This window comes from Inquilinus sp. NPDC058860 (assembly GCF_042743185.1).
In the GTDB taxonomy this organism is placed as follows: domain Bacteria; phylum Pseudomonadota; class Alphaproteobacteria; order DSM-16000; family Inquilinaceae; genus Inquilinus.
In genome coordinates, this window is sequence record NZ_JBHYMS010000001.1 from 244,666 (window position 1) to 257,367 (window position 12,702).

At 72.5% G+C, this 12,702-nt stretch carries 10 protein-coding genes; 8 read left to right on the forward strand and 2 right to left on the reverse strand.

The genetic code is table 11. From position 1 onward, the window contains the following. Window positions 1–3 precede the first annotated feature (3 nt). Both ACFW16_RS01140 and ACFW16_RS01145 read left to right on the forward strand, forming a co-directional pair. Window positions 4–1,284 carry an ImcF-related family protein gene (locus ACFW16_RS01140; protein WP_380301002.1) on the forward strand — a complete coding sequence of 427 codons (1,281 nt, stop codon included), beginning with the start codon at window positions 4–6 and terminating at the stop codon, window positions 1,282–1,284. Further along, window positions 1,284–2,645: a M23 family metallopeptidase gene (locus tag ACFW16_RS01145; protein WP_380301004.1), complete on the forward strand. Its 1,362-nt coding sequence runs from the start codon at window positions 1,284–1,286 to the stop codon at window positions 2,643–2,645. The genes ACFW16_RS01140 and ACFW16_RS01145 overlap by 1 nt, the downstream gene beginning before the upstream one ends. 48 nt (window positions 2,646–2,693) lie before the next feature. On the opposite strand, the gene ACFW16_RS01150 is transcribed toward ACFW16_RS01145, so the two are convergent. After that, on the reverse strand, window positions 2,694–3,314 hold the full coding sequence (locus tag ACFW16_RS01150; RefSeq protein ID WP_380301006.1) for a hypothetical protein: 621 nt from the start codon (window positions 3,312–3,314) through the stop codon (window positions 2,694–2,696). 276 nt (window positions 3,315–3,590) lie between these two features. Here ACFW16_RS01150 and ACFW16_RS01155 point away from each other — a divergent pair, with 276 nt between their 5' ends. The 6 genes from ACFW16_RS01155 to ACFW16_RS01180 are packed head-to-tail and all read left to right on the forward strand — an operon-like array spanning window position 3,591 to window position 10,966. Next, entirely contained in the window at window positions 3,591–4,007 is a 417-nt protein-coding gene (locus tag ACFW16_RS01155) for a hypothetical protein (RefSeq protein ID WP_380301008.1), read from the forward strand. An 8-nt stretch (window positions 4,008–4,015) separates the two neighbouring features. Then, the gene (locus tag ACFW16_RS01160) at window positions 4,016–5,413 is read left to right on the forward strand and encodes a serine/threonine-protein kinase (protein WP_380301010.1); all 1,398 of its coding nucleotides are present in this window, start codon (window positions 4,016–4,018) and stop codon (window positions 5,411–5,413) included. Then, window positions 5,410–7,416: a serine/threonine protein kinase gene (locus ACFW16_RS01165; RefSeq protein ID WP_380301012.1), complete on the forward strand. Its 2,007-nt coding sequence runs from the start codon at window positions 5,410–5,412 to the stop codon at window positions 7,414–7,416. The genes ACFW16_RS01160 and ACFW16_RS01165 overlap by 4 nt, the downstream gene beginning before the upstream one ends. After that, window positions 7,413–8,135 (forward strand): ABC transporter ATP-binding protein, encoded by a 723-nt coding sequence (locus tag ACFW16_RS01170; RefSeq protein WP_380301014.1) that lies wholly within the window; start codon window positions 7,413–7,415, stop codon window positions 8,133–8,135. Before ACFW16_RS01165 ends, ACFW16_RS01170 begins: the two co-directional genes overlap by 4 nt. A 22-nt stretch (window positions 8,136–8,157) precedes the next feature. Next, window positions 8,158–9,354: an FtsX-like permease family protein gene (locus ACFW16_RS01175; RefSeq protein ID WP_380301016.1), complete on the forward strand. Its 1,197-nt coding sequence runs from the start codon at window positions 8,158–8,160 to the stop codon at window positions 9,352–9,354. Then, window positions 9,347–10,966 carry a formylglycine-generating enzyme family protein gene (locus tag ACFW16_RS01180; protein WP_380301018.1) on the forward strand — a complete coding sequence of 540 codons (1,620 nt, stop codon included), beginning with the start codon at window positions 9,347–9,349 and terminating at the stop codon, window positions 10,964–10,966. Before ACFW16_RS01175 ends, ACFW16_RS01180 begins: the two co-directional genes overlap by 8 nt. Before the next feature lie 33 nt (window positions 10,967–10,999). On the opposite strand, the gene ACFW16_RS01185 is transcribed toward ACFW16_RS01180, so the two are convergent. Next, window positions 11,000–12,670 carry a 2Fe-2S iron-sulfur cluster-binding protein gene (locus ACFW16_RS01185; protein ID WP_380301020.1) on the reverse strand — a complete coding sequence of 557 codons (1,671 nt, stop codon included), beginning with the start codon at window positions 12,668–12,670 and terminating at the stop codon, window positions 11,000–11,002. Between the last annotated feature and the right edge of the window lie 32 nt (window positions 12,671–12,702).

Below are 12,702 nucleotides of genomic sequence, written 5' to 3' on the forward strand. Positions count from 1 at the left end.
GCCATGGCCCCCCCTCGCCGCCTGGCCCGTATCGCGGGCTGCGTCCTGGCCGCGGCCCTGCTGGCCGGCCTGGCGGCGATCCATGTCTCGAACCACCGCGTCGCCGACCGGGCGCGCGCCGCGATCGAGCGGGCACAGGCGGCGACGCCCGCACCGGAGGCGGCGCCGGACGAGCCCGCGGCCGCGCTGCCCGCCCTGGATGCGCTGGCCGCTTCGCCCCTGGCGGCTCCCGGACCCCTGCCCTGGTGGCGGCACCTGAGCCTGAACGCCGCGCCGCTGGACGATCTCTCCGCCGCGACCGCCGAGCTCGACCAGGAGCTGCTGCGGGACGCGTTCCTGCGCCGGCTGGCAGAGCGCATCCTGGCCCGCATCGACCGGCCGGATATCGCCTCCGACCTCGCCTTCGACGGGCTGAAAGCGGCGCTGGCCATCGGCGGCGCCGGCCCGCGGCAGGACGGGCTGATCCGGCTGTGGGCATCGACCGACTGGTCGCTGACCGCGCCGGACGCGTTGCGCCAGCCGCTGCTCGGGCTGCTCGACCGCGCCCTTGCCGCCGACCCGCGCCTCACCGTCCCAGTCGATATGACCGTCGTGGAGGGGATCCGGGTCCGGCTGCGCCGTGAGCCGCTGTCGGCCAGGGCCTATGCCGCGATCCGCACCTCGGACGCGGCCCAGGGCCTGCCGCCCTTCCGCGCCGACCTCGTGCTCGGGGCGGACGGCTGGGCGGTGCGGCGCCGGTCGGGCGCCTCGCTCGCCACGCCGATCCCCGGGCTGCTCACCGCCGACGGCTTCCACCGGGTGGTCGTGCCGGCGCTGATGGACCTGTCCACCTCTCTCGACTCCGACCACTGGGTGCTCGGCGCGGCGCCGGCGGAGAGCGGCGACCTGACGGCGTCGGTGCTGGCGCTCTATCTCGACGACGTGGCCCGTGCCTGGGACGGGCTGCAGGACGACCTCGAGCTGACGCCGGCCGCCGATCCGGAGACGGCGACGCGCCTCCTCGCCGCGCTGAGCCGATCGTCCGGGCCGCTGCTGCGCCTTGCCGTCGCCGCCCGTCGGGCCACGCTGTTCGATCGCGGCCGGGGCGACGACGCGGCCCTCGCGGCCCTGGCCCGGAAGCTCGGCGGGCTGCGCCTGTGGACCGCCATCGACCGCCGCTATGCCTGGCTCGACGGTGCAGAACCGCAGGGTGCCCCGTTGCTCGACGACGCCATCCGCCGCTTCGTCGCGACCGCCGGCAGCATGCCGGCCGAAGCCGCGGCGCCGGCTCCGGCCCTCGACTGATGCCGCGGGATCTGATCGAGGTCGCCCCCTCCGGCACCGTCACCGGCGCGGCCGGTACGGTCTGCCTCTGCCGTCCCGAGATCGGGCTCTGGGCCGTGGCCGCGGACGATCCACGATCCCTCCGACTGGTCGAGGCTCTCGCCGCGCTCGACGGCGCGGTTGACGAAGCGCAGCTGGCCCGCATCGCGCGGCGGAAGACCGGCGTCTCGGCGGCGATCGCGCTGCTGCGGCCACCGCATCTGCTATACCTGCGGCTGGGCGGCGGCAGCGCCCATCGCCTAGGCCGCGCCGGCCTCATCCCCCTAGTTGCGAGCCCGGATGTCGAGCCGATGCGCGTCCGGCTCGACGCCGATGATCGCATCATCCTCGGCGCGCCGGCCATCGCCGACGTCGTCGACGGGACCGCGCTGCTGCTTGAGCGGCTGCCGCCGAACGCCGCCGCCAAGCTGCTGGTGCAGCGCGCCGAGGCGGCCGGCCGGCATGGCAGCGGAGCGGTGGTGCTGGCGCTGTCCGACCGGCCGCAGGCGTCGACGAGACCGATGGTGATCTCCGCGCCGGCCCCTCCCCGGCCGCCATCCCGCATTCGGCCCGTGGTGGTCAGCGCCGCAGCAGCCGTCGCTTTGTCCTTCACCGCGGTGCTCGGCCTCGCCGTCTTCCGGGAGACCTCCGAACCGACGCCGCAGCACGAGGTCGCGCAGGCGCCGTCCCAGGAGAGCGCGCCGGCCCCGGCGGATGAGGGCGATCTGGCCGCGGCCGACCGCCGCTTCGCCCAGACGGCGCAGCTGGCCGTGGCCGTCGCGGCGATCGACCGCACGGTGCAGCAACTCGACCTGCCGATCGCAGGGGATCATGCCGCCGCGATCCGCCCCTTCGCTCCGGCAGCGCTCGACGCGCAGGCCCGGGCGCTGGCCGCGCGCCTGCCCGGCTGGCCCCTGGCCGTGCCGCTGCGCGTGCCCTTGCGGCTGTCCAGCCCCTTCGGCCTGCGGGTCCATCCGGTGACCGGCATTCCGGCCCTGCATGCCGGGCTGGACCTGGTGGCGCCGGCGGGAACCCCGATCTATGCGGCCGGGGACGGCCGCGTTCTGCGGGCCGGGCCGGTTGGCGGCTACGGCAACATGGTGGAGATCCAGCACGCCGACGGCCTGGTCACGCGCTACGGCCACATGCAGTCGATCGCGGTGGAGGCGGGGCAGGAGGTGACGGCGGCCACGGTGATCGGCCAGCTCGGCTCGACCGGCGTGTCGACCGGCCCGCACCTGCATTACGAGATCCGGCGCGCGGAAGAGCCGGTCGACCCGATGCCCTTCCTGCAGGCCGGACAGGCGCTGAAATCCATGCTGGCCGCCGTCGTCCGGAACTGAAAGGGCGGCCCGGGGCCGCCCTCCATCTTTTCCGAACCGATCCGAGGCTCAGCTCGCCCCGGCCGCGGCGACCGGACCGGCCGGGGTGGCGGGCGCGGCGACGGGAAGGGCCTGTGCCGGTTCGAACACGCCGGTTTCGCCGAGATCGGACGGCTTCGCAGCGGCTCCCGCCTGCGCCGTCCCGGGAACCGGCTGCCCGTCGCCGATGGTGTTGACCAGGCCGGAGACGGAGACGATCAGGCCGCTGAGGTCGTTGATCGTCGACGCCTGCTCGGTCCAGCCGGCAGTCTGGTCGCCGGTGGAGATCCGGGCGCGGACCATGCCGCGCCGGACCTGGCGCTCCGCCTGCCGCAGCGCCGCATACTGCGCCGGGGTGCCGTTCTGGCCGAGATTCGCCCTGGCCTCGATGACCAGCTTTTTCAGGTAGCTCAGCCGCTGCTGCACCGTGTCCATCGCGCGGTCGAGCGTGACCCGCGACGACTGTGCCTTGCGGGCGATGACCTCGAGCGGCAGCGTCGTGACGGCGACGGGCGTCGCCGGTACGGTGTCCGCGGCCTCGGGCCCCTTGCCGTATTGGGAGAACGGCTTCGGGTCCGGCAGCCGACCGGCGCAGGCGGCGCAGAGCAGGCCCAGACCGAGCACGATCATCGGCGACTTGAACGGAGACATCGGCAGCGCCTTCTCGAAGATGGGGTCGCAGAAGCCCGACATCCTGGTCCCGGCATGGCCGCTGCGGAGCATGCGGAATTGACATGATCGTATCCAGGCCGAAAGGCCGGTGAATTCTGGTCCGCTCACAGATCACAACGCATATTCCCCGAGAACAGCCCGGACCTGGAGGCAATTATGCCAATCGCAAAACGCGTCTTTGCGGTTCTTTTCTTCCTGTTATTGACGACACCGACCTCGATCGCACAGCAGACCGCATCCGCACCGGTCTCGGCGGTGCCGGACCCGACGACCCGGCCATACTATCTGGCCGCCACCCTCACGGGCGCGTTCCGGACCGACCCTCTGCCGATCGGCGTCCTGGCCGGCGGGCGTATCTCGGTCGTCGGCCTGGCCGATGACTGCGTCGGCAACATCACGCCGGAACGCCCCGATGCGACCATCGATCTCGAGGATGTCGGCGGCCCCGTGAATTTCTACGTGGCGGCGGGCACGGACACGGCCCTGGTGGTCCACACGCCCGCGGGGCAGTGGCTGTGCACCGACGACAGCGAGGCGGGCGGCGTCAACCCGGCGATGACGCTGACCGCTCCCGGAAACGGCCGCTACGCCATCTGGGTCGCGTCGGTCGAGGCGCCCGACCGGCCGGTGCCGGCCGTGCTGGTGGTCAGCGAGTTTCCGCCGGCCTGGTAGCCGAGGCCATGACCCCCGATCCGATCCGTGACTCCGCGGCGTCGTCGGCCGAGGAGACACGCCTGGTCGCGCCGAGCGCGCCGGCCGAAGCCGGCCCGTCGCTGGCGCCGGGCACGGTGGTCCTGCACACCTATCGGATCATCCGGCTGATCGGCCGCGGCGGCATGGGCGAGATCTACCAGGCCGAGCATTGCGACCAGCGGACGCTGCACGCGATCAAGATCATCCGGCCCGACCTGGTCGGCGACGAGTCGATCGTCAACCTGTTCCTGCGCGAGGCCGAGGCCCTGCGCAAGATCCGGCACGCGGCGATCGTCAGCTATGACGGGCTGTTCCGCGACGCCGGCGGCCGGCTGCACCTGGTGATGGAGTATGTCGACGGGCCGTCGCTGCGCGACCGGCTGCGCGAGGGCCCGCTGGCGCCGTCCGAGATCGCCCAGCTGCGCGACCGCCTGGCCGCCGGCCTGGCCGAAGCGCATGACAAGGGCATCTATCACCGCGATCTGTCCCCTGACAACGTGATCCTCGAGCACGGCCTGCTCGAACGGGCGAAGCTGATCGACTTCGGCATCGCCCGGTTCGCCGACCCCAGCATGCGGACCCTGATCGGCAGCCGGTTCGCCGGGAAGCTCTCCTGGGCGTCGCCGGAGCAGATCGGCCTGTTCGGCGCGCAGGTCGACGGCCGGTCCGACATCTACAGCCTGGGCCTCGTCCTCGCCGCGGCCGCGCGCGGCCGGCCGCTGGAGATGGGCAAGACCATGATGGCCACGGTCGAGGCCCGGAAGATGACCCCGGACCTGGACGGCGTGCCGCCCAGCCTGGCCGGCCAGATCACCCGCATGCTGGCCCCGGACCCGCGCGACCGGCCGCAAACCATGCGCAGCCTGGTCGATGCCGCGGAGCCCGATCGGCCTCGCTGGACCGAGCGGCTCCGGCCGCGGCCGATCCTCGGCGCCGCCCTCCTGCTCGCCGTGGCGGTCTTCGGAGGCGTGTGGTGGTGGTCGGGTTCGGGCTCTCCCCCGGCCGCGCCCGCGCCGATGATATCGGCATCGCCGGGCTCGGCCGGGCCGGCCACGCCGCAGGAGTTGGACCGCCGGCAGCTGCCGCGGATCCTGGCGCTGGCGCCGGCCGAGATCTTCGCCGCTGGCCGGCGCTTCCTGACCGAGCAGCGCGACGCCGACACGGCGCTGGTGCTGTGGGAGGAGGCGTCGCGGCGCGGCAGCGGCGACGCGGCCTTCGGCCTCGCGCAGTTCTACGACCCGCAGGTCCGGTCCACCGGTCCGAACCCGTTCAGCACCCCCAACCCTGCCAAGGCGCGCGAGTTCTACGCCTTGGCCCTGCAGCGCGGCATCGGCATCGCCCGGGCCCGGCTGCAGGCCCTCGACAACGCGGAATCAGCGCGATGACGACACCTGCCTTCCGGCTCCGGCTCGCCGCCCTGCTGGGTCTGGCCTGGCTGGCAGCCTTCGCCGTCCCGTCGGTCGCCCAGGATCCGCCCGCCGGCGCCCGCAAGCCGCTGCTGATGGCCGGCACGACGAGCCTGTGGCAGCGGGTCCTGGCCCGCCCGGGCGCGCGGCCGTCCCAGGTCCCGGGCGGACCGCCGGCCGAGGCCGAGATCTCGCCGCTGACCATGCTGTTCGTCTATGCCCGGACGGCGGGCGACGGCGGCAACTGGCTCGAGGTCGGGGCCACGTCCGGCGGCCGGACGCTGGGCTGGCTTCCCGAGGCGGAGGCGATCGACTGGAAGCAGACCCTGGTGGTGAACTTCACCAATCCGGTCAATCGCGACCGCGCCCTGTTCTTCAAGGACTCCGCGCCGCTGCTGTCGATCATGGAGGCCACGGACGCCGAGGCCCGGACCGCCGCCCTGCGCCAGACGGCGATCACCGGAACGCTGCCGCCGGACAGCCCGATCGCGGCGATCGAGCCGTCGGCCTGGGTCGATCCGGCCAAGGCGTTCTACCTGCTGCCGATCCTGAACTGGACCGACGGCTATTTCGCCAAGGGCTTCCCCGGCCTGGCCCTGCAGGTGGCGGCGACCTCGCTGCAGGAGCCGGCGGATCCGCCGCCGCAGCAGACCGACCCTGGCAGCGCGGCGCAGGTGATGGCCGGCTACCGCGCCGGCGTCGTCTTCGTGGTCGACACCACCGTGTCGATGGATCCCTATCTGGCGCGGACGCGCGAGACCATCCACGCCCTGATCGAGAAGCTGCATGCCGAGGAGGGCGACAGGCTGAGCCTCGGCCTGGTCGGGTTCCGCGACGTGCTCGAGGACGGCCGTCCGGACGAGTACATCGCCAAGGTCTTCGCCACCCTGGCCGACGGGCTCGACCCGAAGGGGTTCCTGGACCGCTTCGACGCGGCCAAGGTTTCGCATGTCGACAACCGCGACTTCCGCGAGGATTCCTTCGCCGGGGTCAAGGCCGCGCTGGACGACATCGACTGGACCGGCGTGGCCGGGCGGCTGATCGTCCTGATCACCGATGCCAGCCCGCGCCGGGCCAACGACCCCTACTCCTCCACCCATCTCGATCCCGACCAGCTGCGGCTCTTGGCCCAGTCGAAGGGCGCCGCGGTGCTGGTCATCCACCTGGAGACCGCGGCCGGCAAGGACGACCACGCCGCCGCCGAGGAGGCCTATCGGCCGCTGTCCGACTATCCCAATGTCGGCAGCCTGTACTTCCCGATCGAGAGGGGCGACCTGCGCAGCTTCGGGTCGGTGATCGACCGGATCGCCGGGATCATGCTCGGGCAGATGCAGTCGGCCGCGGAGGGCCAGGTGGCGGCCGCGACGGATGCGCCGGCCCCTGCCGACACCAAGGCCGACGATCCGAGCCGGGAGGCGCTGGTCCGCACCGGCCTGGTCGGGCGTGCCATGCAGCTCGCCTATCTCGGCCAGAAGGAGGGCGGCCGCGTCCCCCGCCTGTTCTCGTCCTGGATCTCGGACCGCGACATCGCCAACCCGGCCCGCAAGGCGCTCGACGTGCGCGTCCTGATCAGCAAGAACCAGCTGTCGGACCTGCAGACGACGCTCAACGCGATCATCGATGCCGGCGAAGCGACGCGGGTGGCGCCGAACGACTTCTTCCGCCAGCTGCGCAGCGCCGCCGCGACCATGGCCCGGCGGCCGGAGGGGGTGGGCCGGGAGGATGCGCGGCACCTGGCCGATCTCGGCCTGATCGGCGAATACCTCGAAGGCCTGCCCTATCGCAGCCGGATCATGGAGCTGACCGAGGACGACTGGCTGTCCTGGAGCTTCGGCCAGCAGCGCCAGTTTCTGGACGACCTGCAGGCCAAGGCGACCCTGTACCAGCAGATCTACGACAACACCGACCTGTGGATCGCGCTCGACGACCAGCGGACCGGCGGCGACGCGGTCTATCCGATGCCGCTCGATGCGCTGCCATGATCACCCCCGTCTACACGCTGCGCGACGTGGTGCTGCGGCGCGGCGCCGGCAAGGCCGGGTTCGAGCTGCATGTCAGCAACCTGGTGGTGCCGCGCAGCGAGATCCTGTTCCTCAACGGCCAGTCCGGCTCCGGCAAGTCGACCCTGCTCGATCTCCTGGCCGGGACGCTGGCGCCGGACCGGGCGGAGATCTTCGAGCTGGCGGCGCTCGGCCGCCCGCCGCTGGATCTCGCCGCGCTGTGGCGCCGGCGGCGGCATGACGCGTTCGCCGCGATCCGGGCCAGCAGCATCGGCTATGTGCTGCAGACCGGCGGCCTGCTGCCCTATCTCTCGGTGGTCGAGAACATCGCCCTGACCGCCCGCCTGGCCGGGCGCTACGATCCCGGCCATGTGCGCGAGCTGGCGGACCGGCTGGGCCTCGGCCGGCTGCTCGGCCTCCGGCCGGACCGGCTGTCGGTCGGCGAGCGGCAGCGGGTCGCCATCGCCCGCGCTTTGGCCCATCGCCCGGACGTGCTGCTGGCCGACGAGCCCACCGCCTCGCTCGACCCGCCGACGGCCGACCGGGTCTTCGCCCTGCTGGTCGAGACGGTCGAACGGTTCCGCACCACCGCCGTGATCGCCTCGCACGACTGGTCGCGCACGCAGGCCAGCGGGCGGCGGACCATAGGTCATGCCCTGCGCCGCGAGGACGACGTGGTCCGCGCCTATTTCTGGACCTGAGCCGATGGCCGGACGCATTGCCATGGCGACGCGCCTCGCCACCCGGGATTTCGGCCATGACTGGCGCATCGCCTTGTGCCAGGTGCTCGGCCTCGCGGCCGTGCTCGCGCCCCTTCTCGTCCTGTTCGGGCTGCGCTTCGGCCTGATCGACACCCTGGCCCAACGGCTGATCGAGGATCCGCGCAACCGCGAGATCGTCCCCGCCGGAAGCGGCCGCTTCGACGACGCCTTCTTCGCCGGGCTCGCCGCCCGGCCGGACGTCGCCTTCGTCACCCCGGCGACCCGGGCGATCGCCGCCGGCCTCACCCGGCTGCGCAGCGAGGCGGGCGGCCGCACCCTGTCCGGCACGCCGCTGCTGCCGACCGGGCCGGGCGACCCGATGCTGGGCACAGCCGAGCCCCCGGCCGCCGACGCGGTGGTGCTGACGCGACGGCTGGCCGAATCCCTGGCCGTCGTGGAGGGGGGCGGGCTGGTCGCCGAGATCACCCGCCAGCGCGACGGCGTGCTGGAGGCGCAGCGCATCCCGCTCATCGTCGCCGGCATCACCGACCAGCCGGTCTCGCCGGGCGAGGCGATCCTGGCGCCGCTCGACCTGCTGATCGCCACCGAGGACTGGCGGGACGGCTATGCCGTCGATGACCGCGGCTGGCCCGGGGCGCCGCGGCCGCAGGCCGAGCGCAGCTTCGCCCGCTTCCGCCTCTATGCCCGCTCGATCTACGACGTGGCCGGGCTGGAGCAGGCGTTCCGAACCCAGGACATCGCGGTCCGCACGGCCGCGGCCGACATCGCCCAGATGCAGTCGCTGGACCGCAATCTCGGCATCGCCTTCTGGCTGATCGCCGGTTGCGGCGGCTTCGGCTACCTGATCTCGCTGGCGGCCGGGCTGCGCAGCCATGTCGAACGGAAGCGGCGCGACCTCGCCCTCTTGCGGCTGATCGGCCTGCCGACCCGCGCCCTGGTCGCCTTCCCGGTCACCCAGGCGGTCCTGATCGCGCTGCTCGGCCTGATCTTTGGCGGCGCGGTGTTCCAAGGGGCCGCCACGGTCCTCAACACCATGTTCGCCACCGAGCTGCTGCCCGGTGAGCGCATCTGCCGGCTGCTGCCCATCCACCTCGCCGTGGCCGCGGCGGCGACGATGGCGGCGGCGCTGCTGTCGGCCAGCTGGGGCAGCCTGCTGGCGGCCCGCATCGAAGTCTCCAAGGAGCTGCGCGATGGCTGAACGCCGACCATCGTCCTTCCGGGGCCTGCTGATCGGCGCGGCGCTGCTGGCCGCCGCGCACCCGGCCGTTGCCGACGACGTCCCTTGGCCGGTGGAGGCCTACAACCCCGCCCCGGCGGAGGGCGACGTGGTGCTGCCGATGCCCTGCGGCGGCGCCATGGCCTTCCGCCGCGTCGCCCTGCCCTCGACCGGGGTGCTGGACGATGTCCGGGTCCAGTTCGGCGACGCACAGCCCGAGCTCGGCTTCTTCAGCGACCGGCGGTTCGACGTGATCGCCGGCGCGTTCGGCGACCCCGCCGTCCCCGGCACCCGCTATTTCCTGATCGGCAAGTACGAGGTCACGCGCGCGCAATGGGCCGCGTTGTCCGGCGATGCCTGCCCGGATCCCGGGATGCGGCAGCGCGTGCCCCAGACCGAGGTCTCCTGGTTCGACGTGGTCGGCTTCGCCAACCGCTATTCGCAATGGCTGCTGGCCCATGCCCGCGACGCGCTGCCTGCGGAATCGGGCACGCCCGGCTTCCTGCGCCTGCCGACTGAGGACGAGTGGGAATACGCCGCCCGCGGCGGCATGGCCGTGTCCTCCGAGAATTTCCTGGCTGCGCGATTTCCGATGCCGGAAGGCGCCGCCGACTATGTCTGGTACCAGGGCACCGGCTCGGCCGAGGGCCGGCTGCACCCGATCGGCCTCCTCAAGCCCAACCCGCTCGGCCTGCACGACATCCTGGGCAACGCCGCGGAGATGATGCTCGAATCCTTCCGGCTGAACCGGCGCGGCCGGCTGCACGGCCAGGCCGGCGGCTTCATCGCGCGCGGCGGCGACTACAACACGCCGCTGAGCCAGATCCGGACCGGGATGCGGGTCGAGATGCCCTATTACGCCGCCGGCGCCGCCACGGCCACGGAAAGCCGGCAGCTCGGCTTCCGCTTGGTGGTCGCGGCGCCGGTGGTGACCTCGCCCGAGAAGCTGGATGAGATCGAAAAGGCCTGGGAAGCGATGCCGTCCTCCGGCGAGGCCCCGTCGACCGCGCGCCGCGAGGATGCCGCGCTCGGCACCCTCGACCGCCTCGCCGACCAGGCGGGCGACGAGACGGTCCGCGCCCAGCTGCGCGACGCCGGCCGGTCGATCCGCGAGGCGCTGGTCGACCGCAACGATGCGCGGGACCGCACCATCCGTCTGCTGATCAATGTCGGCGCCCTGCTCGGCAACAAGCTGCGCGTCGACCATCAGCGCCTGCTGGCGGTGCAAAGGGCGATCGAGGGCGTGGCCCGGCCGGCGCTGCGGCAGCTGCAGGCGCGGCGCCAGGACGCCCAGATCCGCAAGGCCATCGCCGACGCCACCGCCCGGATCGGGGAGATGGAGGACCAGCGGGACGGGCTGGAGGAAACCGTCAGGACCTCCCGGGAGACCTATCTCGATACCGTGCTCAGCACCGGCAGCGACTATTCGGACGAGGTGATCGCCGCCCAGTTGCCGGCGCTGAAGGCCGAGCTGCACGCCCGCGGCTCCGACGCGCTGCTGCCCTATGTCGACATCTTCGTCCGGCATATGCGGCGGATGCGCGACAACAGCGCCGCTGCCCCGCAGAGCCTGATCGACGACCTGACCCGGTAAGGCGGCGGCGCGCTTGCCGCCGCCTTACCGCCTTCAGGCATCGATCACAACGGTTCCCCTGGCCTGGCCGATGCAGGCGAGGAAATAGCCGTCCGCGATCTCGGCATCGGACAGGACGACCTGGCCCTCCATGCTGACGGTGCCGCTCAGCTTCTTCATCCGGCAGGTGCCGCAGACGCCGGAGCGGCACGAGCTCTGGGCCGGGATCGCATGGCGGTCGGCGGCGTCGAGGATGGATTCGTCCGCACCGCAGTTGATCGTCCGGTCGCTGTTCAGGAAGACCAGCCTGACCTCGGCGGGAGCCACCGGGGCCGGCGCGGCCGCGGCGGTTGCTTTCGGCACCGGCGGAGCCTTCGGCGCCTGGGGCGCCGGCAGCGCGGGCGCGGAGGCCGGCGCACCGCCGAAGCTCTCCTCATGGTAGCGGGCCATGGGGAAGCCCCGCGCCTGCAGCAGCATCCTGATCGTCGCCATGTAGCCGGCGGGACCGCAGACGAAGACCTCGCGCTCCAGCACGTCCGGCGCCAGCAGCCGCAGCAGCGCCTCGCTGAAATGGCCGGTCGGGCCGTTCCAGGACTGCCCCGGGGACACCCGCGAAGGCACGACCGCGAGGCGCAGGGCATCGCCGAGGCGCGAGCTGAGATGCTGCAGCTCCTGCGCGAAGATGACGTCGTCCGGCGTCCGGACGTTGTTGATCAGCACGATGTCGGCGGCGCAGCCGGTGTCGGCGAGCCAGCGGAGCATCGACATCGCCGGCGTGATGCCGCTGCCGCCGGCGATGAACAGCAGCTTCGCTGCAGGCCGGTCGACGCAGGTGAAATGGCCGTGCGGGCCGATCAGCTCGAGCTCGAACCCAGGCGCCATGGTGTCGTGCAGCCAGTTCGAGACCCAGCCCTTGGGCACGCGCTTGACCGTGATCGACAGGGTGTAGGGCCGCGACGGCGAGGACGAGATCGTGTAGCTGCGGCGCAGGGTCCGGCCGTCGACCGGCAGCTCCAGCGTGACGAACTGGCCCGGCTTGTAGCTGAACAGGCGGGGCGGGTCGGCGGCCAAAGTGAAGGTCCTGGTGTCCCGCGTCTCGTCGACGCAGGAGATGCACCGCACCCTGAGCCGGCCGCCCTGCCACACCGGCGCCTCACCGATCGCCGTCCGGGCCGCGGGCCAAGACTCCGTGCCCGCCGTCGGTTTCGGGGTCGGCTCCGGGTTCGGGTCGATGCCGGCCTTGTCCGGCGCGGCCGTCGCCGCGGCGGACATCGGAGGCGCCAGCAGCGTTTCGAGCTCCTGCCGGGCGCTGGCCCGCCCCTTCGACTCCCCGAGGGCGAATCTGACGCCCGGCCGTGACGGCCCCCGGCTGATGCGCTGCACCAGGTCGGCGAGCGATGCCTTCAGCGCGTTCGCGCGCTCGCTGCCGAACGCCCGGTCGAACCGGACCAGCTGGCCGGCGATCGCATCCCGGTCCGCCGCCAGCGTCCCGGCTTCGTAGTCGGCCCAGGTTGCCGTGTAGTTGAACCGCAGCGTCGTCAGCGCCTTGCACATGTCCTCGTTGTCGGTCCAGTGCAGGTCGTTCATCAGCGTCTGGAAACGCTGCACCTCCTGCGGCGTGATGTCCTTTTCGCTGTCGGAGACGTAGATGAAGACCAGGAACACGAGAACCGCCAGATCGACTCCCTGTGCTTCAGCCGTAATATTTTCGGTCAGCGTATCCATGCGCGTGATTTCCCTGCCTTGGTTCGCGTGTT

What these genes read in the sequence shown, in the direction of transcription:
- ACFW16_RS01140 (WP_380301002.1), top strand. Translation starts at nt 4, where the DNA reads ATGGCCCCCCCTCGCCGCCTGGCCCGTATCGCGGGCTGCGTCCTGGCC.
- ACFW16_RS01145 (WP_380301004.1), top strand. Translation starts at nt 1,284, where the DNA reads ATGCCGCGGGATCTGATCGAGGTCGCCCCCTCCGGCACCGTCACCGGC.
- ACFW16_RS01150 (WP_380301006.1), bottom strand. Translation starts at nt 3,314, where the DNA reads ATGTCTCCGTTCAAGTCGCCGATGATCGTGCTCGGTCTGGGCCTGCTC.
- ACFW16_RS01160 (WP_380301010.1), top strand. Translation starts at nt 4,016, where the DNA reads ATGACCCCCGATCCGATCCGTGACTCCGCGGCGTCGTCGGCCGAGGAG.
- ACFW16_RS01165 (WP_380301012.1), top strand. Translation starts at nt 5,410, where the DNA reads ATGACGACACCTGCCTTCCGGCTCCGGCTCGCCGCCCTGCTGGGTCTG.
- ACFW16_RS01170 (WP_380301014.1), top strand. Translation starts at nt 7,413, where the DNA reads ATGATCACCCCCGTCTACACGCTGCGCGACGTGGTGCTGCGGCGCGGC.
- ACFW16_RS01175 (WP_380301016.1), top strand. Translation starts at nt 8,158, where the DNA reads ATGGCGACGCGCCTCGCCACCCGGGATTTCGGCCATGACTGGCGCATC.
- ACFW16_RS01180 (WP_380301018.1), top strand. Translation starts at nt 9,347, where the DNA reads ATGGCTGAACGCCGACCATCGTCCTTCCGGGGCCTGCTGATCGGCGCG.
- ACFW16_RS01185 (WP_380301020.1), bottom strand. Translation starts at nt 12,670, where the DNA reads ATGGATACGCTGACCGAAAATATTACGGCTGAAGCACAGGGAGTCGAT.